The organism is Paenibacillus oleatilyticus, from assembly GCF_018998565.1.
Lineage (GTDB): Bacteria > Bacillota > Bacilli > Paenibacillales > NBRC-103111 > Paenibacillus_G > Paenibacillus_G oleatilyticus.
Genome location: NZ_JAHNZO010000009.1, coordinates 149,366 through 167,157, shown reverse-complemented (window position 1 = coordinate 167,157; position 17,792 = coordinate 149,366). Strand labels below are relative to the sequence as shown.

At 58.5% G+C, this 17,792-nt stretch carries 19 protein-coding genes; all 19 read right to left on the bottom strand.

The window, feature by feature from the left end:
- Window positions 1–7: 7 nt before the first annotated feature.
- Window positions 8–1,027, bottom strand: coding sequence for a ubiquinol oxidase subunit II (gene cyoA / locus KQX66_RS14095; protein ID WP_216793398.1), 1,020 nt, complete (start codon window positions 1,025–1,027; stop codon window positions 8–10).
- Window positions 1,028–1,284: 257 nt separating this feature from the next.
- Complete coding sequence (locus KQX66_RS14090) at window positions 1,285–1,551, bottom strand: hypothetical protein (RefSeq protein WP_216793396.1); 267 nt, start codon at window positions 1,549–1,551, stop codon at window positions 1,285–1,287.
- 236 nt (window positions 1,552–1,787) lie between these two features.
- A complete protein-coding gene (locus tag KQX66_RS14085) occupies window positions 1,788–2,309 on the bottom strand; it encodes a GyrI-like domain-containing protein (protein WP_216793395.1) in 522 nt (173 codons plus the stop codon).
- A 118-nt stretch (window positions 2,310–2,427) separates the two neighbouring features.
- Complete coding sequence (locus KQX66_RS14080) at window positions 2,428–3,447, bottom strand: Gfo/Idh/MocA family protein (RefSeq protein WP_216793393.1); 1,020 nt, start codon at window positions 3,445–3,447, stop codon at window positions 2,428–2,430.
- Window positions 3,444–5,207, bottom strand: coding sequence for a CRTAC1 family protein (locus tag KQX66_RS14075; protein WP_216793391.1), 1,764 nt, complete (start codon window positions 5,205–5,207; stop codon window positions 3,444–3,446). Before KQX66_RS14075 ends, KQX66_RS14080 begins: the two co-directional genes overlap by 4 nt.
- A gap of 19 nt (window positions 5,208–5,226) precedes the next feature.
- The gene (locus KQX66_RS14070) at window positions 5,227–6,180 is read right to left on the bottom strand and encodes a DUF1702 family protein (RefSeq protein WP_216793389.1); all 954 of its coding nucleotides are present in this window, start codon (window positions 6,178–6,180) and stop codon (window positions 5,227–5,229) included.
- Between the two features lies 1 nt (window position 6,181).
- Entirely contained in the window at window positions 6,182–6,445 is a 264-nt protein-coding gene (locus tag KQX66_RS14065) for an acyl carrier protein (protein WP_216793387.1), read from the bottom strand.
- 18 nt (window positions 6,446–6,463) lie between these two features.
- On the bottom strand, window positions 6,464–7,210 hold the full coding sequence (locus KQX66_RS14060; RefSeq protein WP_216793385.1) for an SDR family oxidoreductase: 747 nt from the start codon (window positions 7,208–7,210) through the stop codon (window positions 6,464–6,466).
- Entirely contained in the window at window positions 7,207–8,547 is a 1,341-nt protein-coding gene (locus KQX66_RS14055; RefSeq protein WP_216793383.1) for a beta-ketoacyl synthase N-terminal-like domain-containing protein, read from the bottom strand. Before KQX66_RS14055 ends, KQX66_RS14060 begins: the two co-directional genes overlap by 4 nt.
- Window positions 8,544–9,386, bottom strand: a complete 843-nt coding sequence (locus tag KQX66_RS14050; RefSeq protein ID WP_216793381.1) for a beta-ketoacyl synthase N-terminal-like domain-containing protein — start codon at window positions 9,384–9,386, stop codon at window positions 8,544–8,546. Before KQX66_RS14050 ends, KQX66_RS14055 begins: the two co-directional genes overlap by 4 nt.
- Window positions 9,383–10,588, bottom strand: a complete 1,206-nt coding sequence (locus KQX66_RS14045; protein WP_216793379.1) for a beta-ketoacyl-[acyl-carrier-protein] synthase family protein — start codon at window positions 10,586–10,588, stop codon at window positions 9,383–9,385. Before KQX66_RS14045 ends, KQX66_RS14050 begins: the two co-directional genes overlap by 4 nt.
- A 19-nt stretch (window positions 10,589–10,607) precedes the next feature.
- Entirely contained in the window at window positions 10,608–11,549 is a 942-nt protein-coding gene (locus KQX66_RS14040; RefSeq protein WP_216793377.1) for a tetratricopeptide repeat protein, read from the bottom strand.
- Complete coding sequence (locus KQX66_RS14035) at window positions 11,546–12,238, bottom strand: helix-turn-helix transcriptional regulator (RefSeq protein WP_216793376.1); 693 nt, start codon at window positions 12,236–12,238, stop codon at window positions 11,546–11,548. The genes KQX66_RS14040 and KQX66_RS14035 overlap by 4 nt, the downstream gene beginning before the upstream one ends.
- Before the next feature lie 445 nt (window positions 12,239–12,683).
- Complete coding sequence (locus KQX66_RS38095; RefSeq protein ID WP_216793374.1) at window positions 12,684–13,763, bottom strand: class I SAM-dependent methyltransferase; 1,080 nt, start codon at window positions 13,761–13,763, stop codon at window positions 12,684–12,686.
- A gap of 11 nt (window positions 13,764–13,774) precedes the next feature.
- Entirely contained in the window at window positions 13,775–14,125 is a 351-nt protein-coding gene (locus KQX66_RS14025; protein ID WP_063181663.1) for a cupin domain-containing protein, read from the bottom strand.
- A complete protein-coding gene (locus KQX66_RS14020) occupies window positions 14,107–14,871 on the bottom strand; it encodes a class I SAM-dependent methyltransferase (RefSeq protein ID WP_216793371.1) in 765 nt (254 codons plus the stop codon). Before KQX66_RS14020 ends, KQX66_RS14025 begins: the two co-directional genes overlap by 19 nt.
- The gene (locus KQX66_RS14015) at window positions 14,868–16,331 is read right to left on the bottom strand and encodes a class I adenylate-forming enzyme family protein (RefSeq protein ID WP_253957135.1); all 1,464 of its coding nucleotides are present in this window, start codon (window positions 16,329–16,331) and stop codon (window positions 14,868–14,870) included. Before KQX66_RS14015 ends, KQX66_RS14020 begins: the two co-directional genes overlap by 4 nt.
- A gap of 1 nt (window position 16,332) precedes the next feature.
- The gene (locus tag KQX66_RS14010) at window positions 16,333–17,166 is read right to left on the bottom strand and encodes a phytanoyl-CoA dioxygenase family protein (RefSeq protein WP_216793370.1); all 834 of its coding nucleotides are present in this window, start codon (window positions 17,164–17,166) and stop codon (window positions 16,333–16,335) included.
- A gap of 13 nt (window positions 17,167–17,179) precedes the next feature.
- Window positions 17,180–17,734, bottom strand: a complete 555-nt coding sequence (locus tag KQX66_RS14005; RefSeq protein WP_216793368.1) for an FAD-dependent oxidoreductase — start codon at window positions 17,732–17,734, stop codon at window positions 17,180–17,182.
- Window positions 17,735–17,792: the final 58 nt, after the last annotated feature.

Sequence of the window (17,792 nt, the reverse complement as noted above, 5' to 3'; positions counted from 1 at the left end):
CGTTGCGTTATTTTCCGGAGGCGCTGTGAACCGCTCCATGAGCCCCGTGGCCTTCGCCCGCGGTTACGTCCTCCATCTTGTTGCTGCTGACTGCAGCGCCCTGCTTCCCGCCAGATTCGTTGCCGCTGCCGCCGGATGTCGCTCCGTGAGCGCCATGAGCGCCGTGCGAGCCGCCGACCGCATATTTCGTAACGATGTTGTAGAACAGGTTATCCGGGAACGACGAGAAAAACTGCTCGCCGGAGCGGCCTGGCTTGGCCAATGCGTCATAGCCGGCTTGCGTCAACGGGCCTGCCGATTTTTTGACTCCCGCGGCCCACTTGTCGAACTCTTCCCGCGACGTCGCATGGACGTCAAATTTCATATCGTTAAAATGCTCCCCGCTGAAGTTCGCGGCGGTGCCGAAATATTTGCCAGCTTCGTCCGCTTGCAGATACAAGGTCATCGCCATGCCGGACATCGTGTACATCTGTCCGCCAAGCTGCGGGATCCAGAAGGAGTTCATCGGAGCGTCGGACGTCAATTCGAACTTGATCGGAACGCCCTTCGGAATTTGCAAATAGTTCACCGTCGCAATTCCCTGCTCCGGATAAGTAAACAGCCATTTCCAATCCAACGACGTCGCTTGAACGACAATCGGCTTCTGGTCCGATTGAATCGGCTTGGAAGGCTCCAACGCATACGTATATTTTACCGTCACGCCGCCTAGAATAAGGATGATGATGATCGGAATCCCCCACCAGATCATCTCCAGCTTGGTGCTGTGCGCCCAATTCGGCTTGTAGGCCGCCTTGTTTCCTTTCGCGTCGCGATAGCGCCATACGATGACCGCCGTCATGACCAGCACGGGCACCAATACGATAAGGCAAAGCACGGTCGAGATCACGATCAGGTCTCGCTGGTCTTGGGCAATCGGCCCTTTCGGGTCGAACACCATCATTTCTTGTCCGCAGCCGGTTAGCAGCGCCATCATCAGGATGAACAGCAGCGCTAGCGAAATTCGGCCGATCTTTACCGGTTTTCTCATGTCGATCCTCTCCCAAGCTCTCCGAAATGCATGATTGTTCTGACTGTGAGCCAGATCACTCTATAAAACCACCATAACAGATTACGACAAAATGTTCGCGGCATTTAACAAATACGTCAATGTTTCGTCATTTTTCTGCAAAAAAATTTTCACGAAGCTGACAAATATTTTGCACTTGTTAAAATATGACACTCCAAATAACACCAAAAACCCCTCCGGGAGATCCCGAAGGGGCTAAAATTTGTGTGTTATGTCACTTATTTACTGTCGTCTTCCGCTTTGGCTCTGGAATGAACCAGATGGATGGCCGTACGGATTACATAGATATGAACGCTGCCGACCATGAACCCGACCCCGACCATGAGGGACGTGTTACGATCACTGAAGTCATGCAGATTAAATAAACTAAGCAGCAATCCGATTCCAAGCAGCACCCATGCTGTCGCCGTCATCAAAGCTACCAATCTGCTCACATTGCGCTCGTTTCCGGTTCCTTCGGCCAAAACTGCCGTTTTCGTCGTCATAGCGATCACTCCTAAACCATTGAAAGTGCTTTCTCTTCCAATAGTATACCACACTTTTGCGATTTTGTTCATATAAAATTCAATTTTTGATCAAAATTCAGACAATTTTTTTTTGAAGAGCTCGCTCGATTCACCAGCAGCGATTCGATGCGAATGTCCGCTGCCGGACATAAATAAATCGCCCTCCCCGCCAAGAAGGCAAGCTGGAGGGCGATTGCTTTTCCCTGCAATCCGGATCACTTTTTAACGACTGCCATGCTGATCTCGTAATCGAACGTCTCGATTTGATCATGCGGAATTTCGAACGGATTGACCGGGTTTAGCGGATACGTTTCGATCCAATAGACGTCATCCGATTGATCCAGCTCGTACCCGTTCTCTTTGATCCAGTTGATGAGATCAAAATAAACCGTGTTCAGCTCTTTCCATCCTCCGCGGAAATGAGTCGTTACGTACTCCCGCTCCGGCACTTGGAACAGTTCCATCGGCTGCGCCAGAGTGGCGTGCGACTCGACCTGCACCCCGATTTTTATTTCGAAGCTGCTGATGTCGCTCCCCAGAATGCGCTGCGGGGAGAAGGTGTAGGCCACATCGCCTTGCAGCCGCATCGGATGGCCCTTCGGAATCAGACTGTCTACCTGCTTCCAGGACTTTCTCACTTCCTTGCCCATTTCGGTGTAATTCGCCACTACCGGGTGTACGGCTGCGGTAAAAGCGGGAATGCGTTTGATGGAAGCTTTCAAATCCGTGCTTTTCATGATTGGTTTCCTCCTCGAATCGTGGAATTAATAGGCTTTCACATGAAGTAACGAATCGCAGAAGGAAAACCATACAAGCTGGAGAAAAAAATTTTTTTCGCGGCTTCGGCGACACCCATCACGGGCCCGGCAAAGCCTGGAACAGCGCCTCCATCGTACGGAGCGCTTCCCGGCCGCTGACGGCAGGGGCGCTGCCCGTCCGAATGCTGCGGATGAAATCGTCGGCCACGCCGGAGCACAAGTACCCGTCGCGACGCAGGGAAAGCGCCACGGTTTCCTGTTCCGTCTTCCCGCTGCCGTAATCGGCGAGGGTGATGCCGTCGAATGTCTCTCCCATGACCAGCATCCCCCGCTCCCCGTAGATCACGGTCCGATGATCCTGCAGCGGGTTGCTCCAGCCGACTTGAATCGTGCCGATAGCGCCGCCGGAAAAACGCAGCGCCATCGCCGCATTGTCTTCGATGTCCGTGATAGGGCGCCGATGAGCGGAATAGACGTTCAACTCGGCGATTTCGTCGTCCAGCAGCCATCGCATCAGATCGAGCCGATGGACGCCAAGGTCGCCGATGACGCCAAATCCGGCGCTGCCGCCCTGCAGAAACCAACTCGCGGCTCCGTCTACGCTCCACGTCTCCGGACCGCCGTGCTGGAACTGCGTAGCGAACTGGATGACCGCGCCGATCCGCCCGGAAGCGATCAGCTGCTTGGCCCGCCGGAACACCGGGTGCAGCCTTTGATTATGGCCGACGGCCAAGACGAGCCCGTATTGCTCCGCCGCTTCGACCATGCGGATGCAATCTTCGCGGACAATCGCCAGGGGCTTCTCGACCAGCACATGCTTGCCGGAACGCAGCGCCTGAAGGCTAATCTCGGCATGCAGCGCATTCGGCGCACAGACGACGACCGCGTCGATATCGCTCGATGCGAGGAGGAATTCGTGCGAATCGTATGCCTGCGGGACACCGAACGACTCGGCGACCGTCTTCGCGCGGTTCCCGTCGGGGTCGCACACGGCGGCCAGCTTCGCGTCGGGATTATCGAGCAGCTCCGGGAGATGGCGCGTCTGCGCGATTTTGCCGCAGCCGATGACGCCGACGCGCACCGACGCATGTTCTACGTTCAGTCTCCGCTCCTTCATTTCACACCTGCCGCCGGGACCGGACCATCCGGTTCCGTCACTTTCAGAACCTGATTGGCTTTCACCTGGGTCAACTCCTGCAGTCGGCCGCTCGGCCAGCGGATCGTGATCTTGTCCGCTTGCGCCGCATCCCCAAGACCAAAGTGCAGACGCGGCTCGCTCTGGGCTCCGTGCGAATTGCCGCCGTCCCGCTCCATGACCGTCTTCACGCCTTTGACCTCGAACGTTACACGCGCTCCGACGGCTTCCCGGTTGCTCGGCGCCGTCCCCGTCAGCTCAAGCTTGATCCAATTGTGATTTGTCGTATTGGTCGTCTTATACACTTTGGGCTGGGCGCCTTGATTCGCGAACACGAGATCCAGCACTCCACGGTTCCACAAGTCGACGGCAGCGACACCCCGGCTGTCGGAATCGAACGTAATTCCCGTTTCCTGAGCAATGTCTTTGAACGTTTTTCCGTTATTCCAGAACAGCCGTTTTTTCTCGTAACCGGACAAGCTCTTGTCGGCGAAGGCAGGCCAGTTTTTCATATCCTCGACGATTGTACCAGGGGTTGTGGCCAACGTGCCGAGGTCAAACCAGTAATCCCGTTCTTTGCCCGCCGAGATGAACCCGTTCGTGACCATTAAGCTGAAATTGCCGCTGTTATCTGCGTCGAAAAACCGCGCCCCCCACGAGAACCCCGCCAGATTGATCCCCATTTCCTCCGCGCGGTCGACGTATTGGCCTTGGGCATTCGGATGCCAAAGCTGATTGCCTTCCAAAATATACCTTGATTTGCTCACATTCGTGACATAAATCGCCAGATTGCCGTCGTGAAACACATCGGCAAAGTCCGCATTCATTCCCTTGTACGTGTCGTCTCCGATGCCTCTCGGCTGGATGATGCGTTTAAATCGTTTGCCCTCCTCGTTCAAGTAGAGCACGTCCGGTCCAAAATCGTTGGCGTTATACAGGTCGGGCCAGCCGTCGTTGTTCAAGTCTCCTGCCGCCGTCGCGAGCGTCCAGCCCCGGTCCTCCACTCCGAGCTCGTCGGCTACATCGGTGAACGTGCCGTCCCCGTTGTTGCGAAGCATCACGTTTTTGCCGCCGTTTCGCGCCTTCTCGAAATCGTTGTGCATGATTTTCGTCGTCGTGAGATGGAACAAATTGTTTTTTTCGTGAAAATAGCCTCCTAAATAGATGTCCAAAAGACCGTCGCGATTATAGTCCAGCGAGATGGCTTTGGCGTAGTTTCCAATATAGTTGCTGACGCCGCTTTTCTCGGATACGTCCGTAAACGTGCCGTCCCCGTTATTATGGAATAGTTGGCTCGGCCCGCCCCACTTGCCGATGAAAAGGCTCGGATGCCCGCTGTTGTCGTAATCGATCCACAGCGCCGTCTCGGAGACGGCTTCCCGGTTCACGTCCGCAAGCCCCAGCTTGGGCGCTACGTCGGTAAACGTGCCGTCCCCGTTATTATGGTAAAGGGCGTTCATGCTGTTCGCCTTGGAGCTGATGAAGTACAGATCCATAAGACCGTCTCCGTCGTAATCGCCGACGGCCACGCCCGCGCCTGTCGATTGCAGCCAGGGCATGATGTTGTCCCCTTTGGAATCGAACTGCGCCTTCTCGTGCTTAAATTTAATGCCCGCTTGCTCCGTGACGTCCGTATAGGAGATGCCGTATTCGGTGCTGCGGCCCCCCGTTCCGGCAGAGCAGCCGGCCACTAGAACAAGAGCCGCACTTAAAATGCCCACTACCCGGATTATCGATTTCATCGCATGGTCTCTCCCCTTGTTAACTTTCGTTTGCCAGACGCCGGCGGACGCCATCCAGCCAGTCGGTATAAAAACGAACGGATGCCCCGCTGTCCAGCAGCTCCTGTCTGACCTGGTGCACCGACCGGACATATCCGTGAATCGTATCCGCCGCCTCGGACGAAATGCCTTCCAGCTTCGCCGCAAATCCCGGGGTCTGCAGCCTTCTGGCCTCCCAGCCGAACGCAAGCCCTTGCCGAAAGGCGGGACGCAGCTCCTCAGGCATCGGGCGGCGCAGCTCCAGCGCCCGGTGCGGATCGTCGAACAGGCTGTAAGCGACGGCCAGCCCGACTCCGCTCATCGTGTCGCCGCGACGCTCGGGCGGCAGACGCTGCACGTCTTGCATCACCCGCAGCAGGTTGAATTCGTGCAGAAACCACAGGCACCGGCCAAGCCCTTGATAGCAAACCCGCTGCCCAAACGGTCCGAATTCCGCAAAGCGCGCAACGATCCCCGGATTTGCCCCGAAGCGGAACAGCCCGGTACGGAACCCGACCCCGTCAAACACGATAGGGCCATAGAGCGGGCTTAGATCGCGCAGAAAACGGCGGTAGCCTGTTTGGCGAAAGCCGTAGCGCATCGACAGCCACCAGCCGAGCCCCACGTAATATTGGTACAAATAGCCCGGCGCTACCGCGTTCATGGCTTGTTCGAGCCGCATGCGTTCGGAGCGGAGAAACAGCGTCCGGGCTCCGAGCCCCATGCCGAGCCCCTCATACGCGAAGCCCCGGTAAAACTCGTCGAAACGTCCGTCCAGTTCCTGCCGAACCGCCTCGGGCTCCAGCCGTCGGCTGTTTAGCACGCTGTTGTAGCCGTACAGGAAGGCGGTCAATATCGATTGAAAACGGTCGACAAAAAACGGATCGTCGCTTTGAAGCGGCCGGACTTTCCGCGCGACGGACGCATAATTTTGCCGGAGCCATTGTACCCGCATCTTAGTCTCCTTTAGCTTCGACAAACCGGACGATGTCCTCCAGCGTGCGAATCTGCGTCAGCTCCTGCTCCTCCAGGCGGGTCCCGAATTCGCGCTCCAGGTGCACGGCCAGCTCAAGCGCCGTCAACGAATCGACCCCTAGCTCGGGCAGCGGCGAAGTTAAGTAAACGTCGTAATCCTGGTCTTCGCCGAGCTCCCCTTCTCCGGTAATTTCAAATGCCAGCTCGACCAAGCGTCTCTTCAAAGCTTCCTGATTCCGTTCCATCCCTCGACAGCTCCTTTGTCAATATAATCCCCCGTCCGCCACCAGCACGGAACCGGTCATGTACGAAGCGGAATCCGACAAGAGGAACAGGACCGCCTCGGCGATTTCTTCGGGCCGGCCGAGCCTCCTGAGCGGAATGCCCCGCGTCAGTTTTTTCTTTCTGTCATGCTGCAGATGGCCGAGCATGCCGGTTTCCACATAGCCCGGAGCGATGGCGTTCACCCGTACCCCGAGCGGTCCGGCCTCGCGCGCCAGCGCCTTCGTAAATCCGATGACGCCGGCTTTCGCCGCCGAATAGTTCGTCTGTCCGGCCGTGCCGCTGATGCCGGCAACGGACGCGACGTTAACCATGCTGCCCCGGGAGCGGGCCAACGAAGGAATCGCTGCTTTGGCAACCGGGAATAAAGCGGATAAATTCACCTGCAGCACGTCCTGCCAATGCCGTTCCGGCATCGTGTAAAGCGGTCCGTCGAGAACGATGCCCGCATTATTCACCACGCAATGAATTTCCGGCTCGCGGAAAAGGAGGTCTGTCAGCCGCTCCAAGCCGGATGAGGCCGCAAAGTCCGCTTGTACTGCCGTGACGACGTTCGGACCGCCGCATTCCCGCACCAGCGTCTCCGCCGCTTCGGCATGGCGCGAATACGTAAACAAGACGGAGGCGCCTGCTGCGGCCAACCCCCGGACAATGGCCGCTCCGATGCCTTGCGAGCCCCCGGTGACGACTGCTCGTTTATTGGAAAAATCCCATTGTGTCCGGCTCATTCCTTCCCCCCGTATTCCTCTTTCAGATCTATGGTTTTGAAAAGGCAAGCCGCATGAAACCCTCCGTACGCGGGAACCGCTTTGATGGCGGTACGAATGTCCCGCTTCTCCCAGGCCGCCGTCACGGGGAGCTCGATCTTCGCTCCGGACTCTTCGTAATGAAGCGTCGGCGGAACGAGGCCTTCCTTCATGCAGCGCAGCATTAACAGCATTTCCAGCATGGCGCTTGCTCCCAGCGTATGGCCGAGATAGCCTTTAAACGCCGTCACAAGCGGCGTTGCCATCGACAGCTGCGCGAACGACCGGCGAATTTCGGCCGCCTCATACCGGTCCCAAAGCGGGCTCCCGGCTCCGTGCGGCACCAGCAGATCGACCCCGGCCCCGCCCCATCGGGCGACGGCATCGGCAATGACGGATGAGTAAGTATGCCGGCTGACGTCTGGCAGCGTGAGGCTCCAAGTGTCCTGGCCGAAGCTGCCCCCGGCGTATTCGCAAACCGCACCGGCCCCCCTCCGTGCGGCACGGTCTGCGGACTCCAGCACGAGCGCTCCCGCTCCGTCTCCGAGGATCGAGCCGTCGCGTTTGCGGTCGAACGGGCGAAGCTCGTGTTTTTTGGACAGTGCACCCTTGTCCTGAAGCCATAAATATTCGGTGACATGCGCATAATCCGAGCAGGCGACGATAACGGCGTCCGTGCTGCCGGAGGCGAGCAATTGCCTCCCGAGCTCCAGCGCGTACAATCCGGAAGCGCAGGCGTTGTTCACCGTGTACGTCAACCCGTTCACGCCGAACAGCCGGGCCAAATAAAACAAATAGGGGAACGTTTGAATATGAAAAAACGAGTCCTGAAAGTGCCGGAACGAAGGCAGCGCCTCGTCCGGTCCGGACGGTACGATCCCTCCGCTGCGCAGCAGACGATCGACCAGGAACACGGTGCCCAAATTTTCGTGACCGATCACAAGCGAGAGGTTCATGCCTTCCCGTCCCGCGGAATCCGGATCAAGCCCGGCGGACCGCAGCGCTTCCCGGATCGTGACAATAAGCAGAGCCAGATCGACGTCGCCGGATAGCCCCCACTCGGCCATCGCCTGCCGCTCGGACTCGGTCAACCGGGCCCGCAGTTCGCCTGCGTCGATGCCGTACACCGGATAACGGACGCTCCCGCCGACGCCCGTCTCATATGTTCGCGAAGTGACCGGCGAGCGCTGGTGAAGCACCGCCTCCCAGATCCGGTCTTCTCCGAAGCCGGACGAGGCGGCAAGTCCGGTCCCGGTCACTACCGCACGAAAGGGCGGCGTCCGGCGAGCGTCTCCTTTCCTTGCCTCCTGCCCGCTCAACGCCAACCACCGTCCGCATGCGGAAGCAGCGTGATCCGGACATCGTTTCCGGATTCGTCCGACGTTGCGATCACTGCTTCCCCGCAGCCTTCCTGCCTGATCCGGTGCACGGCGGAGACGATGGCAAGCGGCACCTCGGACGCTGCCGTAGCCGCCAGCGGGCGCCGCTGTTCTGCCTCCGGCGCCGCTTCCGAACGAAGCGCAATTCCCGCTTCGGCATCAGCGGCCGCCGGACCCAGGAGCAAAGCGGCAACCGATTCGCGCTCGTACGCGCACGGAAGCGTCCTCTGCCCGAAGGGCGGCGGGGGCAGCAAATGGACCGTGCACACGATCGCCCGGTCGGCCAGACCGAGACGGAGCAGATCGGCCGCATAGCCGAGCGCCTTCAAGCCGGTTTGGGGGCCGCTGGAGATCGTCACGTTCACCCCGGCGATGCGGAAATAAGAAGAAAGATGCCCGCCGATTACATTCAACACCGTTTCCGGGAACAAAGCCGGATTCGTCCCGTTGACGCCGTAGCGCTTTGCTTCCGCATCCATCGCCAGAATCGCCTCCAGATTGGTGTAGTCGGCTCCGATGACGATCGCCGTCCGCACAGGGTCCGGCTCCGGGTGCCCGGATAACGCCTCGTGAACGGCGAAACAGGCCAACTGGGACGATCTGGACCACTTCTTCATCCGCTTCAGCCGGGCGTCTCCGCTATCCGGTACAAGGGCAGCGCGTTTCATATCGCCGCCCGTTTCGATTGCGGACGGCAGGCTGCCCGCAAATGCCGCGCCGAAGCCTGCCTGCGTTATGGCTCCGACGCCGAGAACCTGAACCTGTACATCGTTCGTCATGATGCGGCTTTCCCTCCTTTCGGACCGGCCAATACGATGGACGAATTGATTCCCCCGAAGGCGTAGGAATTGGACAGAACGGCCTCTACAGGTTCGGACCGGACACTGCGGTTCAACCGGACGCTGTCATGCGTGCATAACGGATCGATGTCCTCCGTATGCAGCGTCGGCGGGAACAGGCCCGTTTCGATCGCCTTCACCGCCATCACGGCTTCGATAGCGCTCGCCGCCCCCAGCGTATGGCCGATATGGCCTTTGATCGAATTGACGGTCACCGTGCGGCCGCTGCCGGCAAACACTTCCGCGATCGCTTTCGTTTCCATCTGATCGTTCGCGATCGTGCCTGTGCCATGGGCGCTCACATGGCTGATATCGCCCGGCGTGAGACCGGACATGGCAAGCGCCTGCCGCATCGCCCGGACCGCTCCTTTGGCAGACGGATCGGGCTGCGTGATATGGTGCGCGTCGCAGCACAGTCCGTAGCCGAGCAGCGTCGCCTTGACCTGCGCCCGGCGTTTTTCCGCGTGCTCTCGCGTCTCCAGCACAAGGACGCCGGCGCCTTCGCCAAGAATAAGCCCCTGCCGCTTCCGGTCGAACGGCCGGCACACGTCCGGCGACATCGCGCGAAGGCTTGCGAAGCCGGTAAACGCCACCCAAGAGAGCGAGTCGACTCCGCTCGCGATCATGATGTCCGCCCGTCCCAGCCGCAGCTCTTCCATACATCTGGCGATGGCAAAATTACCGGCCGAGCAGGCGTTCGTGAAAGTCCATTGGGGTCCGGACAAACGAAGCAGGCGGCTTAAGTGAGCGGCAATCGTATGCGGTCCTCCGGGCGTATCGACCGGGTCCCCGCTCAATGTTTTTTCCAGAGGCTCAATCTCCCCCATCGTCGTTCCGATGCACAGGCCGATCCGATAAGCAGACAGTCCGTCGGGAGCAAGTCCGGCGTCCTGCAGCGCCTCCTCCACGGCCGGCGTGACGATGCCCGTCGTTCTTCCCATGCCGGACACCCGGTCTTGAAAATACGCGGACGGCTGCATCCGCTTGATTTCGCACGCTCGCTTGTGGTTATGGCCGCTCACGTCGAACACGCCGACCGTACCGATGCCGCACGCGCCTTGAAGCAGACCGCTCCAGAACGTCTCCGTGCCGAAGCCGATGGACGTATGCACTCCCATTCCGCTGACGACTACTTCCTTCATTTCCATCCACCTTTGCCGTTTACTTGTTCCAAATGACGCTGAAGTCGGTCATATCGGGCGCCGGACGTTGAAACTGCTCCATGCCCCGTTCCTTCGCGACGATTTGCTCCGCCTGCCCGTTACCGGCCTGAACGCGCCGCTTAAGTTCCTCATGCTCCGGAAATCGCTTCAGTCCGTCCTTCCAGACCTGCATGCCTTCTTTCACGTCGCCTTTCTTGACCAGCGCGTCGCCGAGCGCCGTGTAGGCTTTCGGCCAGAGCACGGGGGAACGGTCGGCGAAGCTGTGCGCCACCGCAACGCAGAACGCTAAATCCTGAATCGATTTATCGATCCGCTGCAGCCCGACAGGCCAGTACAGGTTATTCACTCCGCGGGCGTAATGAGCCATCCAATCGTACGGATTGTCTTCGAGCACCTTATCCAGCACTTCGATGGACAAGTATGATAATTGTCCGAGCGATGCCGTTCCGATTGTCGGCTCCTGCAGCCGGTCGACGAGCGACATCGCCTTTTGCAGGCGCACCTGCGGCAGATCCGCCTCCTTCAGCCCGTCCATGAATTGAACGAAAGCTTCGCCTTGGCCCGCCGCCGCCATTTCGCGCCGGAGCGGCGTGCTGTAGGCCAAATTTCGCGGAACGAGCCTTACGGCTTCCTGCAAATACCGGATTCGCTCGTCCCGTTTCCCGTCGCCGGCCTTGGACAGCGAAAGAGCGTAGGCGTAAGCCCGGTCGGCCGCTTCTTCGCTCGTGAGGGGCAGGGCGGGCGGCTCCGGCTTCTCCCCGAGCGATTTCGCATTGCGGTACGACTTCTCTTCCTTACTGAAATCCAACTGATAAGACGTCCACGGAACGTCGGACGACACGGACGGCAGCTTGTAAGGGCTTGTCCAGGTCATATACGCCCACAAAGCCGCGAGAATGACGATCATCAGAGCTGCCGTCAAGACGATTGACTTTTTCATCCGAGACTCCCCTCCCTGCTTCCCGTTTTTTTCCAATGCATGCTTTTAAACCGGGAAGGCGGCATGCCGACCTTTTTTTGAAACATGCGGCCAAAATGCGTCAAATCCCCGTACCCGACCGCATAGCACACATTGGTCACCGATTCGTCGGTCAGCAGCATTCGTTTGGCCAAATCGATGCGCTCCCGAATAAGAAATTCCCGGAAGGTGATGCCGAATTGCTTCTTGAACATTTTCGAAAAATGCCATTTGCATACGTAGTTTTGCTTCGCTACCTCCTCCAAAGAAAGCTCGCTGTTATCCAGATTGTCATGGATGTATTGAATCGATTTGTTCCAGTCGATCTCGTGCGCGCCGGCAGACGACGGTTGGAGAGGCCGGTTCGAATCCAGCGAGAGCGACGCCAAATAGAACAGAAAAAAACGGATCAGCAGTTTGGCCTGCTTGTCGACGTGCGTAATTAAATATTGCGGAACGCCGGACGGAAGCGCGCCCCCGTCCCCTTCCGGCGGCGGCTCGGTCCGGGAAGTCATTGTAAACAAAGCCCCGCAGCCTTCCTGCACGCTGGCGCTTACCTCTTCCCAATGCGTCGCGCATCGAATAGGAACATATTCCTGCATTTCCTCGATCTCATGCCCGACAATCGTGCCCGAACCTTTTTCATGATCGACATCCCATAAAACAATCAATCGATTCCCTCCTGCCCATGAATAGTTGTGTTGCCGTCCTACCGTTTATGATAGGCGTTTCGTGCGCTGGCAACTCGGCTTTTCTTATCACGGAGTCGGCTTTAATAGGGAAGGAATCGGCTTTTTTCGCCATGTGGAAAATCATGCGTCCGGACCGTGGGGCGACGAAGGTTTCGGGCCCGAAAAAAAAGACATCCTCTCGGATGTCTTGAGCTTGTTGAGAAAGTGGTCGAATAGAATTATAGAGGTTACGAAGGGGTGGGGTATCCACTTCCGACCGCTGTTGTCCTCGGGAAATTTGATTGGAAGCCGCTTATTAGCGGACATTTCCCGAAGACAAAGGCGGCCGCTATCGCTTCTCCAGTGGATACCCCACCTCCGTATGCTTCTCTATTTTTGTAAAAGCCCACTTTCTCAACACTCTGATGACATTCTCTCGGATGTCTTAAACCCAGCCCTTAATCATCACGCCCCGGACCTGAGCCCCTGCGTTGACTTCCGCCTGCGCCTTGCGGAACCCTGCGGCCTGCATCAGCTGCCGCCAGTCCTCGGCAGTCCGGAAGCCGAAGCAAGGCGGGGCCTCCGGCCATGGCTGCACGTTGCCGAACCCTGGCAGCAAGGAGAAGACGAACTCCTGATGAAGCCGGCTGGCATAATCGGCTCTCACGCATTCCGAGACCACAAGGCAGCCGCCTTCGGACAGCAGCTCTCGCAGCATGGCCAGCGTATCCCGAACGGACTCGGCGCAATGAATGACGTTAACCGCATAGATGAAATCAAACGAACAGGCGGACACGCCTTGAATGCGGTTGATGTCGATTCTACGGGACTGGATCGCAACGCGGGGATAGTCCGCTGCCAACATTCCCTTCGCTTTACCGGCCAGGAGGGGACTGACATCGGACAGCAAGTACGTGTCGATCTCCTGAGAGCGCAGCTGGCATTCGGCAAGCAGCGCACGCGCTGCCGACCCGTATCCCACGCCGACCTCCAGCACTTTGGCTTTCCGGTCATCCGGCATTTCGTCGGCCAGCGATTCGGCGGCCCATTGATTGTGAACCGCATACAAGTCGTGGCCGTTGTTGAAATAGCGCTCCCAAAGGGAGGAGCCCTGCGAACCGAACATCACATGAAGCGGATCGGCTTTGCCTTGAACGATCGCGGGCCAACACGAAATGACGTAGTCGATAAGCCTCATCGACGGTTCGATGTTTAAATTCAAGCCCGCCGCCTGGGCCGGACGATACCAAGCCTCCGGACGGACTTCCATATATTCTCCTTGTGCCGAAACAGTCAATGCTTGCTGCTGGACCAGAAAAGCCAGCACCCACCGCACATGCGGACGGTACTGCGGCAAGCAGCCGAGCCGCTGCACGGCTTCCTCTTCCGAAAAGCCGCCGCGAATCGGAACGCCGGCTGTCCTCAGCGCGCGAAGCAGCGAAAATGCCGTATAATCCGAGACGTAATCATAGGCCGCATGGTATGCTTCGTTGAACAGAGTGGTGCTGCCGTTCGTCGTATTCACCTCGCATCGCCTCATAACGCATCAACGATCTTCTTCTTCTCGACATTGTAATCGATATACAAAAACAGCACGCAGCCTTTTTCCGTCGTCACTTCGTGGCTCTCGCCAAGGCCCGCCGTGAGAAAGTCGCCTTCCCGCATAATTTCCGTCTCGTTTAAGATCATCTCGCCCTCCAGCAGCATCGCAATTTCCCGCTGCGGATGATCGTGCATCGGGATGACGCTGCCCGGCTTCATTTTGAGCAGAAACACTCTGCGCTCCAGTTCAGGATCGTCCCACAGATAACACATTTCGGTATTTTCGTAGACGCCGGGACTCCATACCATCTTTTCCTTCGGAATGATCACATGTTTGCTCTCCATCGGCTCTGCTCCTTTTTGGACAATATCAGCATGCGGGGACTGTCCGCCTTCAGCGGGGAGAAATCGAACCCGCCGAATACATCGGTCACCCGCAAACCGGCGTTTTGCGTCATCGCGATTAATTCGGTGGCGGCATACAGCCGCACATTCAACACCGTTCCCTTTTTCTCGCTGCCTTCGAACCAGAAGATCCGCTCGGTCCAGCGTCCGGATACGCTGTCGAATTGCCGTTCCGAGAACACCGGGCGCCCGTTCATCTCGTTCCATGTATTGCGGAGGCCCTGCAGCTTGTAATCCCGGTTCTCCGTCTCCTGCAGAAACGAACCGCCGGGCTTCAGCGCCAATCGCACGCGATTCAATATGCGACGGTCGCCTTCTTCGTCGGCGATATAACCGAAAGCTGTGCCTACGTTAAGAACCGCATCGAATTCCTCGTCGAAGTCGAGGTCCCGCATGTCGCCGTGCAGGAACTTTACGTCCGCTCCGGCCTCTGCCGCCCTGCGCCGAGCAGCCTCCAGCAGCTCAGGGGAACCGTCGTAGCCGGTCACCCGGTAGCCCATCTTCGCCAGCGGAACCGCAATTCTTCCTTGCCCGCACCCCAAATCGAGAATCGACGCGGCCGGCGGCAGGTCCAGCAGCTCCAAAATGCGCTGGACCTCAAACCGGGTTCGCTCAGGGGAAAGAATGACTTCGGAAAAGGTCAAATAGTCCGATCCGAAAAATGCATGCCACACTTCTTCACTCAATGCTTATTCCCTTCCTTTCCTTCGCCATTTTCCATCCTCGGCCGAATCAGCTTGCCCGAGGAAGTTTTTGGCAGGACGGATTTGATTTCGATCGCATCCGGCCACAGCCTCGCATCCCGCTTTGCCCGCAAAATGCGCCGGTACACGTCGCTGCGTTCCAACTCCGGCTCCGTCACCAGCCAAGCGACCGCCCGCATCACGTTCGCGTCCCGGCGGCCGAACACCAAAGCTTCCGTAACGCCTTCGATACCCAGCAGAAACGATTCGATCTCGGCCGGATGAACATTCACGCCCCCGCGGATAATGAGATCGTCGGCGCGGCCGTGCACGTAGAGCATACCGCCGTGGACGGAAGCCAGATCGGACGTGCGCAGCCAGCCGTCCTGCAGCTTGCGGCGGGTGGCCGGCTCGTCTCCGTAATAGCCCAGCATCACGTTCGGACCCGATACCCAGAGCTCGCCCCGTTCGCCTTCCGGCAGCGGTTCTCCCCCCCGGCCGGCGATCTTAACCTTCACTTGGCGTAGCGGTCGGCCGACACAATGCAGCGAATCCGCCTGGCGGATGTCCGGCTGGCAGCTGACGCGCGGAGAAGCCTCGGTCAGCCCGTAGGCGTTGCCTACGGCAGCGGAAGGAAAGGCCGGGGCGATACGATCGTAGTGGGAGGACAGCAGCAGCTCTCCGCTGAGCATAATACTGCGCAGTGACGTCACGTCGTACCGGTCGGCAAAATGCGCGAAAGCGGAGGCGACCGTCGGCGTCGTGCACAGCACCGTTGGCCTCTGCTCCTCGATATCGCGGATGACCCGCAACGGCGAAACGTCATGCGGCTTAACGGCAATGGAACAGCCGCAGTACAGCGCAGGCAGCAGCTCTCCCGTTATAGCGGAAGCATGGGTGAGCGGGCGCACCAGCATCAGGCGGTCCTCCGGACGGAGACCGAAATAGCCGAGAATATCCGTCACGTTGCTCCACAGGTTGCGATACGTGAGCATAACCCCCTTCGGAAACCCTCCCGTACCCGAGGTATACATAATAAGCGCTACGCCGCTCAACGCACCGCCCTGTCGGGAAGGGGGCGTTTCCGGGACCCGGGACAGCGCGATGCGCCCGTCCGTCTCCAACTGCTCTTGGTTGAGAACCAGCAGCGGACGCACCTCCTTCAGCACTCGTGCCGTCAATTCGGGGCTGCGGAACGGATCGACCGGCACGACCGTGACCCCTTCGCGGAGTGCAGCGAGCAGCACGGGCACCGCCCGCCACCCGAGGAGCACATTCAGCGCCACACAACCGCCCCGTCCCGTCGTGCAGCCTAGCTTGCGGAGCGCGCGGGCATTCCAGTCGATCGTTTCGTGCAATCGTTCGTAGGTTTCCTCCCCGTCGTCAGCGTGTACAAAACACACCCCCCGGCGCTGCGCAAGAACGTTCATAAACCCGTACGTATCGAGGTCCGGCAAACTCATGCTAACCCCGATGAATGATTTGATCGAAAAATTTGGCTTCTTTGAATTCAAACAGCGACTCTTTCGTCTCGACCACCCGCGCTGCAGGGTTCAGCTTGCGGCGAACCTTCTCCCCTTTGCGGTTCAGCAGGTAACTGTAATTCAGCGTAATTTTTTCGACGCTTGCGCGCGCGTAGTGCGTAACGATCGCCCGGCGGAACGAATCCCGGGAATGATTGTCCGACGACCCGTGCAAAAGGTTGCCGTTAAAAATAACGACGTCTCCGATGTCGTTGGCGAGCTCCTTCTGCTCGAAGCCTTCGGGCACTTGAATGCGTTTGCCGTAAACGTTCACCTTCTCATGAACGGACTCCGGCGAAACGATGTCAAAAACGTGGGAACCCGGGACGACCCGCAAACCGCCGTTCCGCTCGTCGGATACGTCCAGACTGACCCAGATGGCGTAAGTCGTATCCGGGTAAGCGCCGATGCTGTAGTTGTCCTGGTGCAAAGGCAGCCCTTTGGCGCCCGGCGCTTTGAAATAATAGCTCGTTTGGCAGGCCAGCATCTCCTCGCCGGTCAGCGCTTCGAGCGCGTCCATCGCCCGGTCGTCCAAAATAAACCGGGTAATGGCCTCATTACCGCGGTGATAGTCCCGGAGCCGGGGATACAAGCTGTCGAACGGGCGGTTGGCCGCCTGCACGATTTTGCCGTCCGCCATTAGCTCCATCCATACCTTGTGATAAGCTTCGTTCAGCGCCCTTACGGCTTCCTCGGAAAAAAAGCGCTTGAGCACGAGATATCCTTCCTTCTCGAAAAACGCCTTCTCCGCTTGCCCAATCGTTTGCTGCTCCATGTTCGTCATCTCCTCAGCACATCATATCGTGATCGACGTACGGTTTGCCGTTCATTTCGCTCAGCATATGGATCGCCACGCGAGCGCCGTCTCCCGCCGTAACGGCCACGTGCATGCTCACGCCGGTGCACAACCCTGCGGCCCAAATACCAGGGACGTTCGTTCTCCCCTCGGCATCCACTTTAATATAGCTTCGGCCTTCGCCGGATTTCAGTTCGATGCCGGCCTGTTCGGCAAGCTCCCGGCCCGGACCGGATGCGATCAGCACGTACGCCGCCTCGTACACTTCTTCTTCCGTCACGACACAAAACCCCGTATCCGTCGGTTCGATAGCGATGGCCTCGGCGGTGACGAGCTGCGCCCCGCATTTTTGGGCCTGCAGCTTGCCCGTTTCGTACAGGTCGAACCCCGTCACCCCCATAACGGCATAATGATTGTCTACCCATGCCTTGCTTGTGCCGCTTCGGTCGTTATCCAGCAGCACCGTCTTCTTGCCCGCCCGACCGGCGAAAATCCCGGCGCTTGCCCCGGCGGGACCGGCGCCGATAATCACGATGTCAACTACCATCCCGGTTCACTCCTTCCCTTTGCATCAAATTCGGCATTTGCCGTGCATGGTTCTATCG